Annotated in this window: 21 protein-coding genes, 1 other RNA gene and 2 pseudogenes; 14 read left to right on the top strand and 10 right to left on the bottom strand. The window is 66.6% G+C overall.

The window, feature by feature from the left end; genetic code table 11:
- Nucleotides 1–68: 68 nt before the first annotated feature.
- Nucleotides 69–242, top strand: a complete 174-nt coding sequence (locus ILT46_RS02215; protein WP_199502970.1) for a hypothetical protein — start codon at nt 69–71, stop codon at nt 240–242.
- Between the two features lie 13 nt (nt 243–255).
- Here the strand turns inward: ILT46_RS02215 and ILT46_RS02210 are convergent, their stop codons facing one another.
- Complete coding sequence (locus ILT46_RS02210) at nt 256–1,188, bottom strand: cation diffusion facilitator family transporter (RefSeq protein WP_370592290.1); 933 nt, start codon at nt 1,186–1,188, stop codon at nt 256–258.
- A 139-nt stretch (nt 1,189–1,327) separates the two neighbouring features.
- On the opposite strand from ILT46_RS02210, the gene ILT46_RS02205 reads away from it, so the two are divergent.
- Nucleotides 1,328–2,488, top strand: a complete 1,161-nt coding sequence (locus tag ILT46_RS02205) for a hypothetical protein (protein ID WP_199502968.1) — start codon at nt 1,328–1,330, stop codon at nt 2,486–2,488.
- 24 nt (nt 2,489–2,512) lie between these two features.
- Here the strand turns inward: ILT46_RS02205 and mtgA are convergent, their stop codons facing one another.
- From mtgA to ILT46_RS02190, 3 genes are all read right to left on the bottom strand, one after another.
- Nucleotides 2,513–3,181 carry a monofunctional biosynthetic peptidoglycan transglycosylase gene (mtgA, locus tag ILT46_RS02200; protein ID WP_199502967.1) on the bottom strand — a complete coding sequence of 223 codons (669 nt, stop codon included), beginning with the start codon at nt 3,179–3,181 and terminating at the stop codon, nt 2,513–2,515.
- A 64-nt stretch (nt 3,182–3,245) separates the two neighbouring features.
- Nucleotides 3,246–4,133 (bottom strand): RNA polymerase sigma factor RpoH, encoded by an 888-nt coding sequence (rpoH, locus tag ILT46_RS02195; protein WP_199502966.1) that lies wholly within the window; start codon nt 4,131–4,133, stop codon nt 3,246–3,248.
- 131 nt (nt 4,134–4,264) lie between these two features.
- Nucleotides 4,265–5,218, bottom strand: coding sequence for an RluA family pseudouridine synthase (locus ILT46_RS02190; protein ID WP_199502965.1), 954 nt, complete (start codon nt 5,216–5,218; stop codon nt 4,265–4,267).
- 25 nt (nt 5,219–5,243) lie between these two features.
- Here ILT46_RS02190 and ILT46_RS02185 point away from each other — a divergent pair, with 25 nt between their 5' ends.
- The 5 genes and pseudogenes from ILT46_RS02185 (at nt 5,244) to rnpB (ending at nt 8,282) form a co-directional block, all read left to right on the top strand.
- The gene (locus ILT46_RS02185; protein ID WP_199502964.1) at nt 5,244–5,633 is read left to right on the top strand and encodes a M67 family metallopeptidase; all 390 of its coding nucleotides are present in this window, start codon (nt 5,244–5,246) and stop codon (nt 5,631–5,633) included.
- A 44-nt stretch (nt 5,634–5,677) separates the two neighbouring features.
- Nucleotides 5,678–6,343 carry a histidine phosphotransferase family protein gene (locus ILT46_RS02180; RefSeq protein ID WP_199502963.1) on the top strand — a complete coding sequence of 222 codons (666 nt, stop codon included), beginning with the start codon at nt 5,678–5,680 and terminating at the stop codon, nt 6,341–6,343.
- 4 nt (nt 6,344–6,347) lie between these two features.
- Nucleotides 6,348–7,052, top strand: a complete 705-nt coding sequence (locus ILT46_RS02175; protein ID WP_199502962.1) for an N-acetylmuramoyl-L-alanine amidase — start codon at nt 6,348–6,350, stop codon at nt 7,050–7,052.
- Nucleotides 7,053–7,077: 25 nt separating this feature from the next.
- Nucleotides 7,078–7,814: pseudogene (gene aqpZ, locus ILT46_RS02170) on the top strand (aquaporin Z).
- 47 nt (nt 7,815–7,861) lie between these two features.
- Nucleotides 7,862–8,282: RNase P RNA component class A (rnpB, locus tag ILT46_RS02165), an RNA gene on the top strand.
- 20 nt (nt 8,283–8,302) lie between these two features.
- On the opposite strand, the pseudogene ILT46_RS02160 reads toward rnpB, so the two are convergent.
- Together ILT46_RS02160 and ILT46_RS02155 are read right to left on the bottom strand one after the other, a co-directional pair.
- Nucleotides 8,303–9,616, bottom strand: a pseudogene (locus tag ILT46_RS02160) (UDP-glucose dehydrogenase family protein); the annotation flags it as partial.
- Complete coding sequence (locus ILT46_RS02155; protein WP_370592289.1) at nt 9,613–10,416, bottom strand: metallophosphoesterase family protein; 804 nt, start codon at nt 10,414–10,416, stop codon at nt 9,613–9,615. The pseudogene ILT46_RS02160 and the gene ILT46_RS02155, both read right to left, overlap by 4 nt.
- A gap of 217 nt (nt 10,417–10,633) precedes the next feature.
- Between ILT46_RS02155 and ILT46_RS02150 the strand changes: the two genes are divergently transcribed.
- On the top strand, nt 10,634–11,404 hold the full coding sequence (locus ILT46_RS02150) for a TorF family putative porin (protein WP_199502961.1): 771 nt from the start codon (nt 10,634–10,636) through the stop codon (nt 11,402–11,404).
- A 14-nt stretch (nt 11,405–11,418) separates the two neighbouring features.
- Nucleotides 11,419–11,856 carry a VOC family protein gene (locus ILT46_RS02145; RefSeq protein WP_199502960.1) on the top strand — a complete coding sequence of 146 codons (438 nt, stop codon included), beginning with the start codon at nt 11,419–11,421 and terminating at the stop codon, nt 11,854–11,856.
- Nucleotides 11,857–11,860: 4 nt separating this feature from the next.
- Here the strand turns inward: ILT46_RS02145 and nhaA are convergent, their stop codons facing one another.
- On the bottom strand, nt 11,861–13,147 hold the full coding sequence (nhaA, locus tag ILT46_RS02140) for a Na+/H+ antiporter NhaA (protein ID WP_199502959.1): 1,287 nt from the start codon (nt 13,145–13,147) through the stop codon (nt 11,861–11,863).
- An 86-nt stretch (nt 13,148–13,233) separates the two neighbouring features.
- On the opposite strand from nhaA, the gene ILT46_RS02135 reads away from it, so the two are divergent.
- The 5 genes from ILT46_RS02135 (at nt 13,234) to ILT46_RS02115 (ending at nt 19,168) form a co-directional block, all read left to right on the top strand.
- Nucleotides 13,234–14,604 carry a glycosyl transferase family protein gene (locus ILT46_RS02135; protein ID WP_199502958.1) on the top strand — a complete coding sequence of 457 codons (1,371 nt, stop codon included), beginning with the start codon at nt 13,234–13,236 and terminating at the stop codon, nt 14,602–14,604.
- Between the two features lie 425 nt (nt 14,605–15,029).
- Complete coding sequence (locus tag ILT46_RS02130) at nt 15,030–15,665, top strand: hypothetical protein (protein ID WP_199502957.1); 636 nt, start codon at nt 15,030–15,032, stop codon at nt 15,663–15,665.
- 62 nt (nt 15,666–15,727) lie between these two features.
- A complete protein-coding gene (locus ILT46_RS02125; RefSeq protein ID WP_199502956.1) occupies nt 15,728–16,642 on the top strand; it encodes a sulfite exporter TauE/SafE family protein in 915 nt (304 codons plus the stop codon).
- Complete coding sequence (locus ILT46_RS02120) at nt 16,639–17,394, top strand: TIGR02186 family protein (protein WP_199502955.1); 756 nt, start codon at nt 16,639–16,641, stop codon at nt 17,392–17,394. The genes ILT46_RS02125 and ILT46_RS02120 overlap by 4 nt, the downstream gene beginning before the upstream one ends.
- Nucleotides 17,395–17,464: 70 nt before the next feature.
- Complete coding sequence (locus tag ILT46_RS02115; protein WP_199502954.1) at nt 17,465–19,168, top strand: ATP-binding protein; 1,704 nt, start codon at nt 17,465–17,467, stop codon at nt 19,166–19,168.
- A gap of 3 nt (nt 19,169–19,171) precedes the next feature.
- Here ILT46_RS02115 and chrA read toward each other — a convergent pair whose 3' ends face one another.
- Genes chrA through ILT46_RS02100 form a run of 3 tightly spaced genes read right to left on the bottom strand, consistent with a single transcriptional unit; the run spans nt 19,172 to nt 22,645 of the window.
- Entirely contained in the window at nt 19,172–20,458 is a 1,287-nt protein-coding gene (gene chrA, locus ILT46_RS02110; RefSeq protein ID WP_370592287.1) for a chromate efflux transporter, read from the bottom strand.
- 34 nt (nt 20,459–20,492) lie between these two features.
- A complete protein-coding gene (locus tag ILT46_RS02105) occupies nt 20,493–21,893 on the bottom strand; it encodes an MATE family efflux transporter (RefSeq protein ID WP_199502952.1) in 1,401 nt (466 codons plus the stop codon).
- Nucleotides 21,890–22,645: a 7-carboxy-7-deazaguanine synthase QueE gene (locus tag ILT46_RS02100; protein ID WP_199502951.1), complete on the bottom strand. Its 756-nt coding sequence runs from the start codon at nt 22,643–22,645 to the stop codon at nt 21,890–21,892. Before ILT46_RS02100 ends, ILT46_RS02105 begins: the two co-directional genes overlap by 4 nt.
- Nucleotides 22,646–22,703: the final 58 nt, after the last annotated feature.

Genomic DNA, 22,703 nt, shown 5'->3' with positions numbered 1-22,703 from the left:
GGTTTGCCCAACTACCGGGGCACTTCGACTGGGCGGGGCGCGCCAGCAATATGACGCCCCGGCGGATCATGGCGTGGCTGCTGCCTGGCATCTTTTCGCTGATGTTGCTGGCGATTTCCGTGCCGCCGGAGATGCAAAACGGCGATCCGCTGCACGGTGTGTTGATTGCCGGCGGCGCCTTTATCCTGGCGCAGGCGCTTATTCTGTGGCTGACCGAAAGGTGGGCGCGCACGCAGCCCTGATTTGCCGTGCTGGTCAACAGGCCGCCGGGCACCCTTCCGCACTTTCGATCTGCAAGGTCGCGTGGGCGATGCCGTGCTGGTCCGAGAGCACTCCTGCCGTTTGCCGCAGGAACGCGTCGCCCGGGTGGCCTGCCGGCATCACCAAATGGGCGGTCAGCGCGGTTTCGGTGGTGCTCATCGGCCAGATATGGAGGTCATGCACTGCCGCTACGCCCGGGCGGCCGGCGAGAAACGCGCGCACCGCGTCCGCGTCGATGTTTTCGGGCACCGCGTTAAGGCTCAGTTTCACACTGTCCTTGAGGAGGCCCCAGGTACCCCACGCGATCACACCGACGATGAGGATGCTGGTAAGGGGGTCGATCCACAGCGCGCCGGTCCACCAGATCAGCGCGCCGGCGATCACCACGCCGAGGCTCACCAAGGCGTCGGCCATCATGTGCAGATAGGCCCCACGCAGGTTCAGATCGCGCTTGCGCCCGCGCATGAACAGGAGCGCGGTCAAGCCGTTGATGACGATGCCGATCGCGGCCACTGCCATCACCGTGCCGGCAGCGACAGGCTCCGGCGACGCCAGCCGGCGCAGCGCCTCGACCAGGATCATGCCCACCGCGATCAGCAGCAGCATCGCATTGGCCAGCGCGGCGAGGATCGTTGAGCTCTTATAGCCGTAGGTGAAGCGACCACGCGCCGGACGTTTCGCTGCCACCGCCGCACCCCATGCCAGCAGCAGCGCCAGCACGTCGGCCAGATTGTGCCCGGCATCGGCAATCAGCGCCATCGAGCCGGCCAGCCAGCCATACACCGCCTCGACCGCGACAAAGGCTGAATTTAGCACCACCCCGACCAAAAAGGCGCGGCCGAAATCGGCGGGCGCGTGCGCGTGCCCATGCCCGTGTGCATGAGTGTGCCCGTGCCCGTGGTCATGATGGTGATGATTGCCGCTCACCCGCCGACCTGTTGCACGGCGCCCGGCGGTGGGCAAGCAGGCGCCGCTAACCGAACTTGTCATCGCCATGTCACAGCAATTCGCTGGCGCAGAGCCCGCCGCGCGGCTAATCTGCCAGGCACAACAGGAGGGACCATTCATGCATCGACCGAACCGGATGGCCGCATTTGCGCTCGGCACCGCGCTCTTCGCCTACGCGCCGTTCGCACAAGGCCAGGATTGCAGCGCCGCCGGGGCGCAAGGGATCACCATCGGCACGGTGATGGCGGTGCCCTCAGGAGCGGCGCGCAGCTATGGAGTGAACCTGCAAGCTGGCGAAGCGGTGATCATCGATCTGGCGGTGCTCGAGAGGTCTGACTCGGAAGCCGGGGATGAGGAAGCCAACCACGAGGCAGGAGCGACCCCGCTGCGCGTATGCCGCGCCTCGGGCAGCGCGCTCGCGCCCTCGCCGGCTGACATCTTCAAGCAGGGCGGCGAAGCGGAGTGGACCCCCGATGGCCCGCGGACGCGATTGGTCGCGCCCGAGGCGGGGCGCTACATCATCTCGGTTGCGGCGGCCGACAAGGAGCGCGAATTGCTGGTTCGGCGGCGGCCGGGTGCCAGCGTCGCGGCGCCAGTGACGGCCACCAGCATCGGCGACACGGTGAGCGGGCGGGTTTCGGGCGAAATGCCCACGATCCATTCCTTCACCGGACAGGCCGGCCAATGGGTGCTGCTGCGCGCGACGTCGGACAACGACACGGTGCTCCGCCTTGCTGCGCCCGACGGCAACGGTGGCTACAGCGTGATCGCGGAAAACGACGACACCGACGGGCTCAATCCGGCGATCCGGCGCCGCCTGCCCGTCAGCGGCACCTATTACCTGCAGGTCTCCTCGCTGACCCCGGATGCCAATGATTACAGCCTGTCGCTGACCCGGACCGCCGCCCCGGCCCCGCCGGCCCCGCCGGCAGCGCTGGCAATCGGCCGCGAGGCGAGCGGACGGCTGGCCGACCAGACCGACAACGATCTCTACGCGATCCAGGTCGGCGCGGGCCGGTCATATCGGGTGGAACTGACAGCCAATTACGATGCGGTGGTGGCCATCGGCCTGCCCGATCCGACCGAGCCGGAAAACAGCGAGAATGCCAGCAGCGCGGGCTTTGCCGCGCTACGGTCCGAAGATCGTAATCTGACCGGGACCGAGGTGTTGAACTTCACTGCGCGGAGCGATGGGCCGCTGCTGGTGATGGTGTCGAGCTTCGGCATCGGCGACACCAACGGGGTCTATACGCTCAAAGTGGTCGAGGTGGCCGACTGAGCGCCGCCGCCAGCGGGCGGGCGCCTAGCGATAAACGCAGGCGTCCAGCCCCTGGCGGCGCACCACGCCCATCCGCGCGGCAATCGAATTGCCATAGCGGCGGGTGAACCCTGATGGGTTCGTCACCGCGCGTTCCTTTGGCAGCGGCAGCGCGGCGGCCATACGTGCGGCCTGCATCGGCGTCAGGCTGGCGGCCGAACGGTTGAAATAACGCTGCGCCCCGGCCTCGGCGCCATAGGTGCCAATGCCGGTCTCCGCGACGTTGAGATAGACCTCCATGATCCGCCGCTTGCCCCACAGCTTCTCGATCAGGAAGGTAAACCAGGCCTCCAGCCCCTTGCGGAAATAGCCGCCACCCTGCCACAGGAAGACATTCTTGGCGGTCTGCTGGCTGATCGTCGAGCCGCCCCTGATCCGCCCGCCCGACAGGTTGCGGCGCAGCGCCTGTTCCATCGCGTCGGTGTCAAAGCCGTTATGCTGGCAGAATTTGCCATCCTCGGCCGCGATCACCGCGCGCACCAGATTGCGGTCGATATGGCTGAGCGGCTGCCAATCGTTGGTCAGCGGGTTCGGGTCCATCAGCATCGTCGCGGTGACCGGCACCGGCACAAACCGATAGAGGCCGACAAACAGCAGGCTGAGGGCGACAAACCCCAGCACGATCTTGACCAGCAGACGCGCGGCAAACAGCATGGCCAGGTCCTAGCGATGCACGCGGCCGCGAGCCAGCCCCGCCAGTCCGATCGGGCCGGACCGATCAGGCCGGCGCGGGCAGCAGCTTTTCGCTGGCGATGCGTTGCATGGCCTTTTGCAGCTTCTCGAACGCGCGCACCTCGATCTGGCGGATCCGTTCGCGGCTGACATCGTAGACCTGGCTCAGCTCTTCCAGCGTCTGTGGATTGTCCACCAGCCGCCGTTCGGTGAGGATATGACGCTCGCGTTCGTTGAGGCTGTCCATCGCCTCGACCAGCATGGCGCGGCGCACATCGGCTTCCTCCGCCTCGGCCACGACCACGTCCTGCAACGGGCGGTCGTCCTGCAGCCAGTCCTGCCACTGGCCGCTGCCTTCCTCGTCCGACCGCATGCTGACATTGAGCGAGCTGTCTCCGCCCATCAGCATCCGCCGGTTCATGTTGACGACTTCCTGCTCGGGCACGCCCAGTTCGCGGGCGATGGTCGCCACATCGTCGGGGTGGAGGTCGGTGTCCTCATACGCGTCGAGATTGCGCTTCATCCGTCGCAGGTTGAAGAACAGCTTCTTCTGCGCGGCGGTGGTGCCCATCTTGACCAGACTCCAGCTGCGCAGGATGAATTCCTGGATCGACGCCTTGATCCACCACATTGCATAGGTGGCGAGACGAAAACCGCGATCGGGCTCGAACTTCTTGACGCCCTGCATCAGCCCGACATTGCCTTCGGAAATGAGGTCGCTGATCGGCAGGCCATAACCGCGATAGCCCATGGCGATTTTCGCCACCAGGCGCAGATGGCTGGTCACCAGCTGCGCGGCGGCTTCGGGGTCCTCGTGCTCCTGATAGCGCTTGGCGAGCATGTATTCCTGCTCGGGCGTGAGGATCGGGAATTTCTTGATCTCGGAGAGATAGCGGTTGAGGCTCTGCTCTCCACTGAGCGCGGGGACGCTCATTCCTTTTGGCTTGCTCACTTTGTATCCTGACCTTTCCCGGTCGGCCGCTTCCGCCGGACCCGCTGAAGCATCCGGCCATCGGGCCACCGTCCCATCCTATAGCGCAGAACTGGCCTGCTCTGCAGCGAACTTCATCGATTTGAACGAGAGGTTTCGTCGATTAGTTCCCGCATATCGGCCGGCAGCGGGGCCTCGAACAGCAGCGGTTCGCCGGTGACCGGATGGACAAAGCCGAGGCTTGCCGCGTGGAGCGCCTGGCGGGCGAAACCGAGGCGTGCCAGCACCGGTTTGAGCGCGGCGGGTGTCCTGCGATAGACCGGATCGCCCAGCAATGGATGGCCGATATGCGCCAGATGCACGCGCACCTGATGCGTGCGGCCGGTTTCCAGCCGGCATTCGACCAGCGCCGCGCTCGCCAGCGCCTCGAGCGTGCGATAATGCGTCACCGCGTGTTTGCCGCGCGCTGCATCGTCCGCCAGCACCGCCATCTTCTTGCGATCGCGGTCCGACCGGCCGAGCCGCGCGGTGATTGTCCCGGCGGCGGGGCGGGGATGCCCGGCCGTCACTGCGAGATAGGTCCGCGCAATCGAATGGTCGGCGAACTGGCGCGCCAGCCCCTCATGCGCGGCATCGGATTTGGCCACTACCAGCAGGCCCGACGTATCCTTGTCGATCCGGTGGACGATACCCGGCCTTGCCACGCCGCCAATGCCGGACAAGCGCCCGCGGCAGTGGTGAAGCAGCGCATTGACCAGCGTGCCATCGGCATTGCCGGCCGCCGGATGGACGACGAAGCCGGCAGGCTTGTCGACCACGATCAGGTCGGCATCCTCGTGCACCACCACCAGCGGAATATCCTGCGCGATTGCGGCCAAGGGCGCGGGCGGCGGCAGCGCGATGACAAAGGCACTGCCTGCCGCCAGCCTGGCCGACGGGCTGGCCAGCGCGCTGCCGGCGACAGCCGCGCGGCCTTCCGCAATCAGCGCCTGCACCCGCGCGCGGGACAAGCCGCTCGCCTCGGCCAGCACCTTGTCGGCCCGCCCGGCTTGCGCGACTGAGCCGGTAATGGTTTGCTCCTCGGCCATATCAGGCGTTCTTTGACCGATGCAGATGCACATCACAATCTCGGCCTACCGGGCAATGCTGGCTCACGGCGGCAATGGCGCGCCGCTGGAGGTGTGCGGGCTGTTGTTCGGTACAGCGGACCAGATCCTCGAGGCGCGGCCTGCTGCCAATGTGCATTCGGCGCCTGCCACCCATTTCGAACTCGACCCGGCGGCGCTGATTGCGGCGCATCGCGCGGCGCGGGGCGGGGGGCCGCAGCTGCTTGGCCATTATCATTCGCACCCTTCAGGCCGTCCCGAGCCATCGGCAATCGATCGCGCCGCGTCGGCAGGTGACGGGCGGATCTGGGCAATCATCGCGGCAGATGCGGTGGCGCTGTGGCGCGACACGGCGGACGGGTTCGAACCGCTTTGCTATCGGTTGACGAGCGGGTAAGGACACGGCCGTTGCTTTCATCATCGCGGAACCACCACGCTCTCATGTCCGATACCAAAGCCGCCCTGGACCTTGCCAGCCAGCTCTGTTCGCGGCTGTGCCACGATCTCCTGTCTCCGGTCGGCGCGCTCAATAACGGGCTGGAATTGCTGGCCGACGAACGCGATCCCGAAATGCGCGCGCGGTGCATGGAGCTGCTCGAACAGAGCGCGCGGACCAGCGCGACCAAGCTGCGCTTTTTCCGCCTCGCCTTCGGTGCGGCGGGCGGCTTTGGCGAAATGGTCGAAATGGCCGAGGCGCGCCAGCTGGTCGATGCACTGGTGGCAGCCAATCCGCGTGTCACCGCCAATTGGGCCCTCAACGAACAGCATCTGCCCAAGCCGGCGGTCAAGGTTCTGCTCAATTTCGCGCAGATGGCGCTCGATGCACTGGTGCGCGGCGGCACGCTGGACATCGGAGCCGAACTGCGCGCCGGCGCAGCCGAAATCGTCATCCGCGCCAGCGGCGAACGGGTCGCGTTTGACGAGACGATCGGCCGCGCGCTTGAAGGCCGGCTGGCACCGGGCGAGTTGTCGAGCCGGACCGCTGCCGCACAGATGCTGGCGCTGGTGGCCGAGCAGGCGGGCGGCGGGCTGCAATATCAGCTGACCCGCGATGCGCTGCTGCTGGGCGCGGTCATCCCATACGACGCCGGCGGAATGATCGGCTGACGCGATGGGCGACGAGCTGGTCCACCGCGAGGCGCCCTCTCCCAATTTCAACGACCGCGCGCTGCCGATTACCATGGTGGTGCTGCATTATACCGAGATGCTCGGCGCCGAGGCCGCCTGCGCGCGGATGTGCGATCCGGCAACCGAAGTCAGCGCGCATTATCTGATTGCCGAGGATGGCGAAGTGACCCGGCTGGTCGCGGAGGACAAGCGCGCCTGGCACGCGGGGCAGGCCTATTGGCGCGGTATCCGCGACATCAATTCAGCCAGTATCGGGATCGAGCTGGACCATCCCGGCCATGCCAATGGCTATCGCGCGTTCAGCGAGCCGCAGTTTGAGGCGCTGGTCCCGCTGCTGGCGCGGATCGTCAGCGCCTACGACATTCCGCGCGCCAATGTGGTCGGCCATTCGGACGTCGCCCCGTTACGCAAGATCGATCCGGGCGAGCTGTTCCCGTGGGAGCGGCTGGCGAGCTATGGCCTGTGCCTGCCGCGGCCGGCCATCGCGCTGGGCGACCCTTACGACAATGACGGCACGTTCTATCTCGCGCTCGAACGGTTCGGCTATGACATTACCGACGGGCACAAGGCGGTCGAGGCGTTCCAGCGCCGCTGGCGGCCCGAGCGGATCGACGGGCAGATCGACGGGCAGATCCGGGCGATGCTGTTCCAGCTGCTGCTCGACCGCGACCGCGGCGTGACCCGCTAGGGATTTTCAATTCGGTTCTGAGATGATGATGCGCAAATTGGGGGCCGAACCGGTCTGCACCTTCTGGCTGGTGTTCGGCGGCTGTGGATCAGCGGTGCTGGCGGCGGCGTTTCCGGAATTGGGGTCGGCTTTGCCGGCATCTCTCTCGCCTTCGGCCTGACGGTGCTGACCATGGCCTATGCGGTCGGCGGAATTTCGGGCGGGCATTTCAATCCGGCCGTGTCGCTGGGGCTCGCCGTGGCCGGAAGGTTTTCGTGGGCCGAGCTCATTCCTTATAGGGTCGCGCAGGTGATCGGCGCATTCATCGCGGCCGGTGCATTGTTCGTGATCGCTTCGGGCAAGGCCGGGTGGGAGCCGGGCGGGTTTGCCTCAAACGAGTTCGGCGCGCTGTCGCCGGGCGGTTACAGCATGGGGGCGGCGCTGGTGATCGAGATGATCCTCACCGCCGGGTTCCTGATTGTCATCCTCGGCGCCACCTCGCGCAAGGTGCCCGGCGGGTTCGCACCGATCGCCATCGGCCTCGCGCTGACGCTGATCCATCTGATCTCGATCCCGGTGACCAACACCTCGGTCAATCCGGCGCGCTCGACCAGCGTGGCATTCTATGCGGAAACGGGCGCAGTGGCGCAGCTTTGGCTGTTCTGACTCGCGCCGCTGGCGGGCGCCGCGATCGGTGCGCTGATCTGGCGCTTCCTCGCGCCTGAGGAATCGCTCGCTAACCTCGGCGGTGACGGGGCGGACAGGACCGACACCCACGCCTAGCCGCAGAATAATTGCGCCGGCCCCTGATCGCGCCTATATCCGCACCGTCAGGGGGCCGGGCAGCCGCGTGGCACGGTTCTGTGCCGCGAGGAAAGTCCGGGCTCCACGAAGCGAGGGTGGCGGGTAACGCCCGCCGTGCGCAAGCACAGGGAAAGTGCCACAGAGAGCAGACCGCCCGCCGGATGCGTCCGGCAGGTCAGGGTGAAAGGGTGCGGTAAGAGCGCACCGGAGGGCTGGTAACAGCCCTCGCATGGCAAACCCCACCCGGAGCAAGGCCAAATAGGGGTGCCGCGCCCGCGCCGCCGCAAGGTGCCCCGGGCAGGGAGGTTTCGTCCCGAGGCACCCGGGTTGGCTGCTAGAGCGGCGGAGCGATCCGTCGCCCAGATGAATGGCTGCCCCCGGCGATACTTTCCGCGCTCGCGGATAAAGTCGGCGGGACAGAACCCGGCTTACAGGCCCCCTGACATTCCGTTCGCCGCCGGCGAGCCCCGGCCGATGCTCGAATAGGCAAAGCCCTTGGCGCGCATATCGGCGGGATTGTAGATATTGCGCAGGTCGACCAGCACCGGCGCCTTGGCGATCGCCTTGACCCGGTCGAGGTCGAGCGCGCGGAAGGCGTCCCATTCGGTCACGATCGCTACCGCATCGGCGCCGTCGATCGCGGCATAGGGATCGTCCGCCATGGTCACTTGAGGCAGCAGCGGCCGTGCCTGCTCCATCCCTTCTGGATCGTAGGCGGTCACCGCGACTCCGGCATCGGTCAGTGTCTGGGCAACCGCAATGGCGGGCGAATCGCGCATATCGTCGGTGTTGGGCTTGAACGTCAGGCCGAGCAGCGCGACCTTCTTGCCGCGCGCCTGCTCCAGCCCCCCCAGAGCGTCGATCACCTTGCGACCCATCGCGCGCTTGCGCGTGTCATTGGCCTTGACCACCGCCTCGACGATCCGCGTCGGGCTGTCATAATCCTCGCTGGTCTTGAGCAGAGCCAGCGTATCCTTGGGAAAGCAGCTACCGCCATAGCCTGGTCCGGCATGGAGGAATTTCGGCCCGATGCGGTTGTCCATCCCGATGCCGCGGGCGACATCCTGCACATCGGCGCCGACCTTCTCGCACAGATCGGCCATCTCGTTGATGAAAGTGATCTTGGTCGCGAGGAACGCGTTGGCAGCGTATTTGATCAGCTCGCTGGTGCGGCGATTGGTGAACAGGATCGGCGCCTGGTTGAGGAATAGCGGGCGATAGACCTCGCGCATGATTTCGCGGCCGAACTCATCCTCGGCGCCGATGACGATGCGGTCGGGGCGCTTGAAATCACCAATCGCCGCCCCCTCGCGCAGGAATTCGGGGTTGGAGACCACGCTGAAGCGGTGGCCGCGCGCGGCTGCGCCGCTATCGGCAATGATCCGCTCGACCTCGTCGCCGGTGCCCACCGGCACGGTCGATTTGGTGACCACCACCGCGTCGCCTGCCAGCGCCTCGCCCACCTCGCGCGCGACGGCGTGCACGAAGGTAAGATCGGCATGTCCGTCGCCGCGCCGGCTGGGCGTGCCGACCGCGATGAAGATCGCCAGTGCGCCGGCAATCGCGCTGGGCAGGTCGGTGCTGAAGGTCAGCCGCCCGGCCTTGACGTTGGTATCGACCAGCGCGTCGAGCCCGGGTTCGTAGATCGGCATCACCCCGCGATGCAGTGCGTCGATCTTGGCCTGATCCTTGTCGATGCAGACCACGTCATGGCCGAAATCGGCAAAGCAGGCACCGGATACCAGGCCGACATAGCCCGAGCCTACCATCGCAATTTTCATGTCCGATCCCCTGTTTCGATGGCGATCCGCCCATCGGTTTCGACCGCCTGAATCAATCGGCGAGCAGTGCCTTCGAGCGCCAGCGCCGTCAACCGGCCCGTGCGATAGGCGCCCGTATCGATCCCCATGCGGTTATGCTGCTGGTCAATCGTCTCGCTGATCGTATGGCCGTGGATCACGTAATGGCTGTGCGGCGCATCGTGCTCGATGAAGCGGCGGCGGATCCACAGCATGTCGCTGCGCTGCTGCTCATCGAGCGGCACGCCCGGCTGGATGCCGGCATGAACGAACAGGTAGTCGCCAGCTTCGACGTAGCTTTCAAACCCCTCGACAAAGGCGATATCCGCGGCCGGGATGTGGTCCGCCATGAGCGCCTGGACCTCGGGCAGGGTGGCATCGCGGTAGATATCGGGATCGATCCCGTAGCTCAGCACCGTTTCACGCCCACCATGCTTGAGGAATTCGCGCAGCACCTCGGTCGAGCCAAAGCTTTCGAGGAACATCTGTTCGTGATTGCCGGCGAGAATCCGCACCGGGCGCCGCTGCTGCCAGGCGCGCGCATAGGCGATGACCCCGGCGCTGTCGGCCCCGCGATCGACCAGGTCGCCCAACAGGATCACCGTGCTGCGGGCGCTGCTGGTGGAGGCATCGGCTTCGATCGCCTCGGCAAGCGGTGTCAGCAGGTCGAGCCGTCCATGAATGTCCCCGATGACGTAATAGCGCTCGCCCGCCGGCACTGTCGGCCTGGCGGCTTCGGGTCGGGCACGGAACATCTGGCGCAAGGGAGCGAACATCGTCATCGGCTGATTGTTGATGGGGAGCGGGGCGCATAGGCCAGCGGGCCTTTCTGCGCAATGTATGCACACCGCGCCGGTTCCCGTAGTCAAGCATCTGCACAAGCCCGCTTGTGCAGTGCAGCAAGACATGGCATCCCTGCCAAATCCGGCAAGGCAGCGCGCAAAGCCGCGCCGTGCCGGGTAGGCGGGACGAAGCGACCTTCGAGCGGGAGATTTCGTCATGATCACATCACGCATTGTCGGCCTTGGCCGTGTCCTGACCCTATCGGCTTTTGCCGTGCTCGCTATCCCTCTGCCAGCGCAGGCGCAGGATGCGGGGGATGCGGCGGTCGGGCCGCCAGCCATCGACCTGTCGGGCAATGTCGCCGTCGTCAGCGATTACCGCTTCCGCGGCGTGTCCCTGTCCGCCGGCGACCCAGCGCTCCAGGGGGGCATCAAGGCCAGCCATGCCAGCGGCTTCTATGCTGGCGCCTGGGCATCGAACCTCGACGCCGGCGCGGCTTATGGCGATGTCGAGCTTGACCTCTATGCCGGATGGAGCGGGCCGCTGAGAGAGGGTCTGAACGCCGATATCGGCGTGCTCTATTACGCCTATCCCGATGGCGCGCCGGGCGGCAACGTCGATTATTGGGAGCCTTACGCGGCGCTGTCGACCACGCTCGGCCCGGTCGAGGCGCGGTTGGGCGCGGCATGGGCGCCCAAGCAGGACGAGCTGGGTGGGCGCAGCAACCTCTATCTCTCGACCGACCTTGCCGCAGGCATCCCGGCGACGCCGCTGACGTTGAAGGCGCATTTGGGCTATACTGACGGGCCGCTGGCCCCGGCGTTCCTCGCGGGCACCGCCGACCGCACCGGGCTCGACTGGTCGCTTGGTGCAACCTCGGTCCTCCACGGGATCGAGTTCGGGCTGGCCTATGTGGGCACCGAGGGGCAGGCGGTGAACGGGTTGACCGACGACACCATCGTCGGCTCGATCGGCTTCAGCTTCTGACAGGGACAGGCGCGATGACACGGTTTCTGCACACCATGATCCGGGTCACCGACATTGCCGCAACGGTGCGCTTCTTCGAGCTGATCGGGCTCGAGGAAGTGCGCCGCTTCGATAGCGAACAGGGCCGTTTCACGCTGGTTTTCCTCGCGGCCCCGGGCCAGGCGGGGCTGGCCGAAATCGAGCTGACCCATAACTGGCCGCCCGCCGACGGTTCAGCGCCGGAACAGTACACTGGCGGCCGCAATTTCGGGCACCTCGCCTTCGAGGTGGCGGATATCTACGACACCTGCGAGCGGCTGATGGCGGCGGGCCACACGATTCACCGCCCCCCGCGCGATGGGCATATGGCGTTCGTCAAATCGCCCGACGGCATCTCGGTGGAATTGCTGCAGAACGGACGGCTGGACTCGCGCGAACCGTGGGCCAGCATGGCCAATAGCGGCAGCTGGTAGGCCCCTAGTCGCCCTTCAGCCGGGCGACGCGCTGCTCGTCTTCGGCGAGATTGGCCGCGTAGGACAAGGCCTCGGCATCCTCGTCTTCGGGATGAACCTTGGTCAGGCGCAGCACCGTGTAGCCCATCAGCGCGGAAATCAGCGAGCCGCCGAGGATGCCGATCTTGGCTTCGTCGAGCAGTTCGCGGTTTCCGGGGAATGCCAGTTCGCCGATGAACAGCGACATGGTGAAGCCGATGCCGCACAGGATGGCCACGCCCCACACTTCGGGCCAACTCGCCCCTTCGGGCTTGAGTGCGAAGCCCGAGCGGTCGGCCAGCCATACCGCCGCGAGGATGCCGACCTGCTTGCCGATTACCAGGCCCGCGGCGATCGCCAGCGGCAATTCGGCAAACACTCCGTCGATCCCGATACCGGCGAGTTCGACCCCCGCATTGGCGAAGCCGAAGATCGGCACGATAAAGTAGGCACTCCACGGCGCGAGGCCGTGCTCGACGCTTTCGAGCATATCCTCGCCCGTCCGGCGGTACATCGGGATGGTCAGGGCGGCGAGCACGCCGGCGATAGTTGCGTGCACGCCCGAATTGAGCACGCAGAACCACAAGATTATGGCGAGCGCGAGATAGTGCCACAGGGTCGAACCCCCGCGCCGGTTGAGCGCCACCATCGCTGCGAAAACCACCGCCGCCGCTGCCAGCCAGAGCAGTTTCAGCCCGGTAGTATAGAACAGGGCGATGACCATCACGGCGCCAATATCATCGACGATGGCCACCGTTAGCAGGAACAGGCGGAGCGAGGCTGGGACGCGGTTACCGAGCAGCCCCAGCACACCCATTGCAAAGGCGATGTCGGTCGCCGCCGGGATCGCCCACCCGGCCCGCAGGGTTGGATTGTCGCCGGCGATAGCAAAATAGACAAGCGCCGGCATCGCCATGCCCGCCACCGCTGCGATCAGGGGCAGCCGGCGCTGGGCCGGATCAGCCAGTTGCCCAGCCACCAGCTCGCGTTTGACCTCGAGCCCGACGAGGAAGAAAAACGCCGCCATCAGCGCATCGTTGATCCACAGGTGCAGCGTATTCAGCTTGAACGTACTGGCCGCCCAGAGCGGCTGGTGAAACAAATCGTGATAGGCATTTGCCAACGGGGAGTTGGCGACAACCATGGCCGCAAAGGCCACGGCGATCAGCAGGATGCCCGCAGCCGAATCCCGGATAAACAGTGCGCGCACCGGTGCGAACAGCGCGCCGAGGCCGCCCGGGCGCGGATCGCGGGTGAGTTGGGGAGCGTCCATGCGCCGCGCTTTCGGCCAATGGCGGCAAGCTTGCAACCCTTACTGCCATCTGGTACCGCCGCGCGTGAGGGTCGCACTTGCATTTCATGGACTTAAACGCCTGGCAATGGCTGGCGCTCGCCGAGCGCGAACTGCTCCTGTTCGCTGGCATCTTTTTCCTGCTGGGGACGCTCGACGAGCTGGCGGTCGATCTGACCTGGCTATGGCTGCGCTTGACGCGGCGCGCTGGCTCGCGACCCTTCGCTGACGCCATCGTACCAAGCGCCCGCCGGATGGCGGTGTTCATCCCGGCGTGGGAAGAAAGCGACGTGCTGGCGACGACGCTGCGCCACATGCTCGCGGCCTGGCGCGAAGCTGACGTTCAGCTGTGGGTCGGCACCTATCCGAACGACCGCGCAACCGCAGCCATTGCGGCTGAAGCGGCGTACGCCAATCCGCAAATCCGCCATGTGGTCCTGCCGCATGATGGCCCGAATACCAAGGCCGATTGCCTCAACCACCTCTATCACGCGCTGGTCGCAGCCGAACGCAGCGAGTGTCCGGTCGATTACGTGCTGGTCCATGATGCCGAGGACATGGTCGATCACCGTGCGCTGACGGTGATCGGGCAGGCGCGCGATGCGGGCGCCGACATGGTACAGCTTCCCGTACTGCCGATGCCGGTCACTCGCTCCCGCTGGATTGCGGGGCACTATATCGACGAGTTCTGCGAAAGCCATGCCAAGGCGATGGTAGTGCGCGATGCGCTGGGGGTGGCGTTGCCCTCGGCCGGGGTGGGGTGCGCGATCGGCCGCGAGTGGCTCGACCGGCTGGCGGCGAGCGCGTCGTCAGGCGATCCGTTTACGCCCACCAGCCTGACCGAGGATTACGAGCTTGGCCTGCGACTGGCGGCGATGGGTGCCCGCAGCCGCTTCGTTCGCCAGCGCGGCGCCGACGGCCTGCTGGTGGCGACGCGGGCGTGCTTCCCGGCCAGCCTTGGCGCCGCCGTGCGGCAGAAGACGCGCTGGATGCACGGGATTGCCTTCCAGGGATGGGACAGGCTCGGCTGGCATCGGCGCCCGGCGGAAATCTGGTGGCGGCTGCGCGACCGGCGCGGGCCGCTGACGGCCTTGACCCTCAGCGCCGCCTATCTGCTGCTGGTGCTGGCAGCGGCGAGCTGGCTGGCACGGCTCGCCGGGGGCGGGGTGAGCGTACCGCTGGACCCGACGATAAAGCTGCTGCTTGGGGTCAATCTCGCCAGTCTGCTGTGGCGCGCGGCCAACCGCGCCGCCTTCACCGCGCGCGAACATGGCTGGAACGAGGGCGTGCGCGCGGTGCTGCGCATCCCGGTGTCTAATATCATCGCGATCATGGCCGGACGCCGCGCGCTGAACGCCTATCTGGCGGCGCTCGCCGGCCGGCCTGCACGGTGGGACAAGACCGAGCATCTCGATCACCCGGCGCTTGCCGCGCCATGAACGGCCGCCCACTGATTGCTTTCGTGCTGGTCATGGCCGCCTGGACAGCGGCGCGGGTAACCCTATGGACCTCGCCCTTCGCGGTGCTGGAAACATCGCCCACAAACCTAGTGACGGCGCCGCAAGACCAACCGCCGATGGTGTCGGCACCGTCAGCGACATTGGCCTCGGTCGGTGCAAACACATCAACGCCGCTTCACGGAGCAGGCGGGCCTGACGGACCCAGTGCGGCCCGTCATCGGAGCGACAAAGGTTCGAAAGTAGAAGACCTGCGCAGCGAGCGTCCCGTCGCCGCCGCGTGGGCCGTTGCAGCTTTATCGCACAGCGCCGATTCTGGCGCTGCCCCATCACCCCGCAGGTCTGTGCTAGCGGAGCAGAGAGCGATTGTGGGTCCGCCCACTTTGCCCTTGGTTCCACGCCGTTGGTTGGCCGAGAGCTGGTTGCTCTACCGGCCTGGCAAGGCCGAGTTCGGGATCGCCGGGCCGGGGTTGCTCGGAGGTAGCCAGGCAGGCGTGGCACTACGCTATCGGCTGGGCGCGGCAGACGGGCACCACCCTGCGGCTTATCTCCGAGCCAGCGGGGCGCTGCAATTCCGCCAGCAGGAGCTTGCCGCGGGACTGTCAGTGCGGCCCGTCGCGACCTTGCCCGTGCGCTTCCATGGCGAAGCGCGCGCCGTGGCGGACGGCGGCGGAATGCGCGTGCGGCCAGCGGCGTTCATCACCAGCGAACTGCCGCCAGTCCGGCTGCCGGCCGGAACGACCGGAGATTTCTATGTACAGGCCGGCTATGTCGGCGGGCGCGACGGGACAGCGTTTGTCGATGCGCAGGCGCAGGCGATGCGGGACATGGTTCGGTTAGGGGCAGCGCGTATCGAGGCGGGCGTCGGCGCATGGGGGTCGGCGCAAGACGGGGCCAACCGGCTCGATTTGGGCCCTTCGCTCGGCATTGCAGGGGGCATCGGCGGCCAAACGATGCGTTTGCGACTGGACTACCGTAAGCGCATTGCCGGCAACGCCCAACCGGGATCGGGGCCGGTCGTTACGCTGACCCACGGTTTCTAGGCGGGGACACTGCGCCCGGCCGCCTTTCCCGCGCGGCCCGGCTGGGCTAGGCGGGGGAGGCGATGGACGTCTATCTTCCCATAGCCAACCTTTCAGTGAATGGTCTGGTGATCGTCGCGTTGGGCGCGCTGACGGGGATATTGTCGGGCTTGTTCGGCGTGGGCGGCGGGTTCCTGACCACGCCGCTGCTGATCTTTTACGGTATCCCGCCGACCGTCGCCGCAGCTTCCGCCTCGACGCAGGTGACGGGGGCGAGCGTTTCGGGCGTGTTCGCGCATCGCCGCCGCGGCGGGGTCGATTACCGGATGGGCGGGGTGATGGTCGCGGGCGGCGCGGTGGGCTCGCTGATCGGCGCGGTGCTGTTCAAGTTCCTCCAGTCGGTCGGCCAGATCGATACGGTAATCAACGTGCTGTACGTCTTGCTGCTCGGGACGATCGGCTCGCTGATGTTTCGCGAGGCGCTGGGCGCAATGCGCGCGCGCAAGGGCGGGGCGCCGCCACCGGCGCGCAAGCGGCGCCACCACCCGCTGATCGCCGCGTTGCCGATGCGCTGGCGGTTCTATCGCTCGGGCCTCTACATTTCGCCGCTGGCGCCGCTGTTGCTTGGCATGGTGACCGGCGCGCTGACCATGCTGATGGGAGTCGGCGGCGGGTTCATCCTGGTTCCGGCAATGCTCTACATCCTCGGGATGAGCGCCGGCGTGGTGGTGGGCACCAGTCTGTTCAACATCTTGTTCGTTACCATGGTGACCACCATGATGCACGCGCTGACGACCCATGCGGTCGACCTGGTGCTCGCCGCGCTGCTCCTGCTCGGCTCGGTATCGGGCGCGCAGATCGGGACGCAGCTCGCCGCCAAGGTCAAGCCCGACCTGCTCCGCCTGGTTCTGGCCAGCCTGGTGCTGGTGGTCGCGCTGAGGATGCTGTGGGGTTTGGGCGTCCGCCCGGACGAGATCTACACGGTGACGCTGCTGTGAGGCGGATCGCGCTGCTGTTGCTGGCTTTCCTCGCGCTGAGCGGGCAGCGTGACCCGATCCTGGTGCCCGAAGTGTCGCAGCACGAGGTTCGCGTGCGGCAGGGCTTTACCGGGACGGAGCTGTTGTTTTTCGGCGCGATCCTCGATCCTGCCGGCACCCGCGCGCCGGCCGAATACGACGTCGCGGTGGTGTTGAAAGGGCCGACCGCGCCGATCCGCGTGCGCGAGAAGGCCAAGGTCGGCGGCATCTGGGTCAACAGCCAGAGCGCCACCTTCCGTTCGGCGCCCAGCTATTTCGCGCTCGCCTCGTCGCGCCCGGTGGCCGACATCGTCGATGAACGCACCGCGGCGATCTACGAGCTCGGCACCGAGTTCATCCAGCTTTCGCCCAGCGGCGCGATCGACCCGGCCGAGCAGGCCCGCTTTTCAGCCGGGCTGGTGGACCTTCAGTCGCGCTCGGGCCTCTTCGGCGAACGGCAGGGCGGCGTGACGATCAGCGAGGGCGTGCTGTATCAGGCGCGGTTCTATCTCCCCTCCAACGTCACCACCGGCACCTACACGGCGGAAACCTTTGCCATCTCGAACGGCCGGGTGATTGCCTCGGCGATTGCCGAGGTCGAGGTGAAGAAGGTCGGCTTCGAACGCTTCGTCGAACAGTTCTCCCGCCGGCAGGCATTCTGGTACGGGCTGTTCGCGGTCAGTCTGTCGGTGTTCATGGGCTGGCTCGCCGGGCGGGTCTTTGCGCTGATCTGACGGCCGATTGACCGCATCTTAACCACTGCCTCCCTAGCACCGCCGCATAAAAGCATAACGGGGCTGGCAAATGACGGATCTGGGGCAGCAGGAATTTGCGCGGCAGGGAACAAGCGGCGGCGACCAGTCCGGGCGCGGTCCGGCAACGCAGCCGGTCGCGGCGGCGAAGAGCGATAACGTCGACCAGCCGATCGGCGTGGTGCTCGAAGTGTCGGGCGCCGGCTCGCAGATCGCGCTCGATCTCCAGCGGCTCACCGATTGCATCGCCGATGCCGACCCTTCGATTGCGCTGGCCGGGCAGGTGGGGAGCCAGGTCAAGGTGCGGGTGGGCGATGCCTGGCTGATCGCCAATGTCCGCAACCAGAAGCAGGACCGGCGCGCCAACGGCGGCATCCTCGCCGATATCGATTTCCTCGGTGAAGGGCAGGAAGAACGGCTAACCGGCCGCCTGCACGGATTCCGGCGCGGGGTGACGCGGTTTCCCGTACCGGGCGCCTATGTCTATCCCGCCAGCACCGCCGATCTGCGCCAGGTTTATGCCAGTGACGGGCGGGCCAATATCCAGATCGGCACCGTCTATCCGACCAAGGATATCCGCGCCGGCCTCTATGTCGATGCCATGCTGGGCAAGCATTTCGCACTGCTCGGTTCGACCGGCACAGGCAAGTCGACCAGTGCGGCGCTGATCCTTCATCGGATTTGCGAGGCCGCGCCCAACGGCCATATCGTGATGATCGACCCGCACGGGGAATATGCCGCCGCATTCCGTAATACGGGGATCATCCTCGACGCTTCGAACCTGCAGATGCCGTACTGGCTGATGAATTTCGAAGAACATTGCGAGGTGCTACTCACCAGCACCGGCAATGATCGGCAATGCGATGCCGACATCCTCGCCAAGTGCCTGCTCAAGTCCCGCAGCAAGAGCCGGCTCGCCGAGCAGTTCGGCAAGATTACCGTCGACAGCCCGATCCCCTACCTCCTGTCCGACCTGTCGAACACGTTGCAGGACGAGATGGGCAAGCTCGACAAGGCGACCTCGACTGCGCCCTATATGCGGATCAAGACCAAGTTGGACGAGTTGAAGGGCGACCCGCGTTACCAGTTCATGTTTTCCGGGATGCTGGTCGGCGATACGATGGTCGACTTCCTGGGCAAGATCTTCCGGATGCCGGGCGATGGCAAGCCGATCGCGATCATCGACGTGTCCGGCGTGCCGAGCGACATCACCGCGACGGTGGTGGCGGTGCTCAGCCGGTTGACCTTCGATTTCGCGATCTGGGGCCGCGAGGAAAAGCCGCGCCCGATCCTGCTGGTGTGCGAGGAGGCGCATCGCTACGTCCCGAACGAGAAGAATGCCGATGGCAGCTCGGTCGGGCGGATTCTCAGCCGGATCGCCAAGGAAGGGCGCAAATACGGCATCAGCCTCGGCCTGATCACCCAGCGACCGAGCGATTTGGCCGAAGGCGTGCTGAGCCAGTGCGGCACGATCATCTCGATGCGGCTCAACAACGATCGCGACCAGGCCTTCGTCAAGGCAGCCATGCCCGAAGGCGCGCGCGGCTTCCTCGACAGCATCCCGGCGCTGCGCAACCGCGAATGCATCATCTGCGGCGAAGGCGTGGCGATCCCGATCCGCGTCGGTTTCGACGCGCTGGAAGAGGTAAAGCGCCCGGCCTCCGAAGATCCGAGCTTCGTAGAGCTCTGGCAAGGCAGCGGCGGCGAGGAAGAGACGGTCAAGCGCATCGTCCACCGCTGGCGCGCGCAGGGCTGAGCGTCAGGCGGTGACTGCGGGAATCGCGACGCCTAGGATCAGCCCGGCAAGAGCGCAGACCGCCAGCGTCAGCGCGACCCCGCGGTTGAAGGCGAAGATCAACACCGCCCCGAGCATTGCGATTACCCCTGCTCGCCAGTCGAAACTCGCCCAGACCGGCCAGTCGAACCGGAGCGGCCCGGCGCTCACGGGCTGCAACGCGGTGAACAGGACGTGGAGCGCGAACCACAGGCCAAGTTGCGCGATGACGCCGACGATCACTGCGGTGACCGCCGCCAACCCGCCGCGCAGCGCCGGCGCACGTTCGATCTTGTCGAGCCACGGCGCAAGGGCGAAAATCCACAGGAAACACGGGATAAAAGTCACCCACAGCGTCATCCCGGCCCCCAATATGCCGGCGATGAGCGGGCTGAAGGGTTCGGGCGCGCGGAACGCCGCCAGGAAGCCGACGAATTGCGTCACCAGGATCAGCGGCCCCGGGGTGGTTTCGGCAAGGCCCAGCCCGTCGGCCATTTCGGGCGCGGCGAGCCAGCCAAAACCCGCCACTGCGTCTTGTGCGAGGTAGGCCAGGACGGCGTAGGCTCCGCCGAATGAGACCAGGGCGAGCCGGGCGAAAAGGCGGCCGATATCGGCCAGCACATGGTCGGAGCCAAGAAAGGCGATCACCAGCGCCAGCGGCACCAGCCAAAGCGCCCCGAACACCGTCACCGCGATCACGCTGGTACGCCAAGGCGGGGCAGCGGGAGGAGCGGTTGTGTCGAGTGGCGGGGCCAGTGCCAGCCTTGCCGGGGCCATTATGCCGACCACGCTGCCCATAGCCAACGCCGCGACGACCACCAGCGGAAACGGTGCGCCCAGCAGGAATAGAGCGGCAAATCCGCCCGCCGCCAGCGCGCCCTGCAACGGTGTAACCAGCGCGCGGCGGGCGATCCGCAGCAGCGCCTGCGCAATGATCGCCAGCACGGCCGCCTTGATCCCCAGGAAAAGGGCGGCAAACCAGCTCAATCCGGCGGCGTACGCGTAGAGTATCGACAGGCCAAGCATCACCAGCGCCCCGGGCAGCACGAACAGCCCGCCCGCGACCATCCCGCCGCGCCAGCCATGGAGGCGCCAGCCGGCCCAGGTGGCCAGTTGCTGCGCCTCGGGGCCAGGCAGGAGATGGCACAGGTTCAGCGCATGGAGAAACTCGCGCTCGGCGATCCACCCGGTACGGTCGACCAACTCGCGGTGCAGCAGAGCGATCTGTCCGGCCGGTCCGCCAAAGCTGAGGCAGCCGATCCTTGCGCTCACCGCGACAAGCTGTCGCAGCGTTGGCGATACCGGTTCAGACACGGCCTGCCCCGCCACCTCGCTGTGCCGGCACGCGCCGCCAGCGGCCTCGGCGATAGACCCACAGGATGATCACCAGCGACGCGATCGAGCTGACCAACTGCGACACCCATAGCGCATCCGAATTCATCACCGGATAGAGCGCATAGTAGGCACCGAGCCGCAGGATATACATCGATACGAACAGCGTGATCAGCTGCACCCAGACCACGCCATAGGCGCGCAGCGTGCCGAACAGGACGATGGTGATGCCGAACGGCAGATAGCTCCACAGCATGATCGACTGGATGTGCAGCGCGATGTCCACCGCCGGGCTATCCGGCCCGAGAAACAGTCCGAGGGCGAGCCGTCCGAACGCGAACAGGGCAGCGACCAGCATTGCGGTCATCGCTGTGTTGATGATCGCGCCGCTGCGGCTGATCGTGTGCACCCGCGCATCCAGCCCCGCGCCGATATGCTGGCTCATCATCGCGGTTACCGCCGCGCCGATCGCCAGCGCGGGCATCTGGACGTAATTGAACAATTGCAACAGCGCGCCATAGGCCGCAGCCGTCATCAAGCCCTCGCGATTGACCAGCGCAATCATTACCAGCCCGGCGCCGGCGATGACCAGCATCTGTGCCCCCATCGGCAAGCCCTTGGTCAGGAGAAAGCGCGTCTCGTCAGCGCGTGGCCGCAGCAGGACCAGTTCCGCGCCGCGCAGGCGCAGCGGAAGGTCGCGCCAGTAAAGCCAGAAAACGATCCCGACCAAACCGACGCTCGTGGCGATCACACTGGCCCAGGCAGACCCGGCAATGCCCAATGCCGGCAGCGGCCCGATACCAAGGATGAGGAGCGGGTTAAGCGCAATGTCGAGTACCGCCGTCAGCACCATGAAGATCAGCGGTGAGGTCGCATCGCCAATGCCCCGCAGGCCCATCGCGATCATCGCCGTCAGCATGATCCCCGGCGTCCCGAGGAAGATGATCCGCAAATAGGTCAGCGCCTCGCCGCGCGCCTCGCCGGGCGTTCCGAGGAGGTCGAGCAGGGCAGGCGCGGCCAGCCAGCCGGTCGCCGCCAGCAGCAGCGCCAGCCCGCCGGTCACCCCCAGTGCTGTCCCCAGCGTGCGCCGCGCGGCTGCAATGTCCTGCGCCCCAAACGCCTGCCCGATCCGCACCGTCGCCGCCATGCCGAGGCCAAAGGAGAGCGCGAACAACAGGAACATGACTAGGTTGGCATTGGCGGTGGCGGCCAGCGCGCGTTCGCCCAGCAGCCGGCCGACCCAGATCGCGTTGATCGAACCGTTCAGCGTCTGCATCACATTGCCGGCAATCTGCGGCAGCGCGAACACGAGCAGCGTGCGCGCGATCGGCCCTTGTGTCAGATCGCCGCGACGGCGCGGGCCGGCGGCTCTCATGTCGCGCGCGTATCGCCGTAGAGATGGATGTGCAGCCGGTCGGACAGGCGCAGGCCGTGCTCCAGCGCCAGCGGGGCCAGCCAGCACTCGCGCTCGCGCAAGGTCGCACTGTCGGTGCCTTCGGGCATCAGCATGATCCGTTCGCGCGGGATGGCGTAATTCTCGGCCAGCGCCAGCACCTCGGCCAGATCGTCAGGGGTGGCGATGACGAATTTGAAGGTCGCACGCGGCTCGGCGGCCCAGGCGGTCAGCCGTTCGGGGGGCAGCGCGAGATCGGCCGGGTTGCCCGAATGGGCGAGCTTGGGGCTGATGTTGTACTGGGCTACCTGGCCGTCGAGCGCCGGGTGCGGGGCGACGGTGCCGTTGGTCTCGATCTCGATCCGCATATCGGGCAGCAGCGCCGCCAGCCGGGCCAGCGCCGCGCCCTGCAACAGCGGCTCGCCACCGGTGATGACGAGGCGGTTCTGCCCCAGCGCGAGGATGCGGGCGGCCGCCTCCTCTTCGCTGAGCACCAGCTGGTTGGCGCGCCGCTCAAACACCAGCCCGTCACGGTGGGGGCGGTTATCGCCGGTAAAGTGCCAGGTATAGGCCGTGTCGCACCAGTGGCAGGCGAGGTTGCAACGGCTGAGCCGGATGAACGCACAAGGGTATCCCGCGCTCGGCCCTTCGCCCTGGAGCGAGGCGAAAATTTCTGGCTCCGCCAGAGCTCCGCTTCCCGGCTCTCCCTCGGCCTGGGTAGCAAGCGTCAGCATCGCAGGGCGGCACCTCGAGACGCCTCGCCGGGTGACAAAGTTGACACCGTGTCACCCG

It is taken from the genome of Qipengyuania sp. YIM B01966 (assembly GCF_016461955.1).
In the GTDB taxonomy this organism is placed as follows: domain Bacteria; phylum Pseudomonadota; class Alphaproteobacteria; order Sphingomonadales; family Sphingomonadaceae; genus QFOP01.
This window is presented reverse-complemented; position numbering and strand designations above follow the sequence as displayed.

What these genes read in the sequence shown, in the direction of transcription:
- ILT46_RS02215 (WP_199502970.1), top strand. Translation starts at nt 69, where the DNA reads ATGGCGTGGCTGCTGCCTGGCATCTTTTCGCTGATGTTGCTGGCGATT.
- ILT46_RS02205 (WP_199502968.1), top strand. Translation starts at nt 1,328, where the DNA reads ATGCATCGACCGAACCGGATGGCCGCATTTGCGCTCGGCACCGCGCTC.
- mtgA (WP_199502967.1), bottom strand. Translation starts at nt 3,181, where the DNA reads ATGCTGTTTGCCGCGCGTCTGCTGGTCAAGATCGTGCTGGGGTTTGTC.
- rpoH (WP_199502966.1), bottom strand. Translation starts at nt 4,133, where the DNA reads ATGAGCGTCCCCGCGCTCAGTGGAGAGCAGAGCCTCAACCGCTATCTC.
- ILT46_RS02190 (WP_199502965.1), bottom strand. Translation starts at nt 5,218, where the DNA reads ATGGCCGAGGAGCAAACCATTACCGGCTCAGTCGCGCAAGCCGGGCGG.
- ILT46_RS02185 (WP_199502964.1), top strand. Translation starts at nt 5,244, where the DNA reads ATGCACATCACAATCTCGGCCTACCGGGCAATGCTGGCTCACGGCGGC.
- ILT46_RS02180 (WP_199502963.1), top strand. Translation starts at nt 5,678, where the DNA reads ATGTCCGATACCAAAGCCGCCCTGGACCTTGCCAGCCAGCTCTGTTCG.
- ILT46_RS02175 (WP_199502962.1), top strand. Translation starts at nt 6,348, where the DNA reads ATGGGCGACGAGCTGGTCCACCGCGAGGCGCCCTCTCCCAATTTCAAC.
- ILT46_RS02155 (WP_370592289.1), bottom strand. Translation starts at nt 10,416, where the DNA reads ATGACGATGTTCGCTCCCTTGCGCCAGATGTTCCGTGCCCGACCCGAA.
- ILT46_RS02150 (WP_199502961.1), top strand. Translation starts at nt 10,634, where the DNA reads ATGATCACATCACGCATTGTCGGCCTTGGCCGTGTCCTGACCCTATCG.
- ILT46_RS02145 (WP_199502960.1), top strand. Translation starts at nt 11,419, where the DNA reads ATGACACGGTTTCTGCACACCATGATCCGGGTCACCGACATTGCCGCA.
- nhaA (WP_199502959.1), bottom strand. Translation starts at nt 13,147, where the DNA reads ATGGACGCTCCCCAACTCACCCGCGATCCGCGCCCGGGCGGCCTCGGC.
- ILT46_RS02135 (WP_199502958.1), top strand. Translation starts at nt 13,234, where the DNA reads ATGGACTTAAACGCCTGGCAATGGCTGGCGCTCGCCGAGCGCGAACTG.
- ILT46_RS02125 (WP_199502956.1), top strand. Translation starts at nt 15,728, where the DNA reads ATGGACGTCTATCTTCCCATAGCCAACCTTTCAGTGAATGGTCTGGTG.
- ILT46_RS02115 (WP_199502954.1), top strand. Translation starts at nt 17,465, where the DNA reads ATGACGGATCTGGGGCAGCAGGAATTTGCGCGGCAGGGAACAAGCGGC.
- ILT46_RS02105 (WP_199502952.1), bottom strand. Translation starts at nt 21,893, where the DNA reads ATGAGAGCCGCCGGCCCGCGCCGTCGCGGCGATCTGACACAAGGGCCG.
- ILT46_RS02100 (WP_199502951.1), bottom strand. Translation starts at nt 22,645, where the DNA reads ATGCTGACGCTTGCTACCCAGGCCGAGGGAGAGCCGGGAAGCGGAGCT.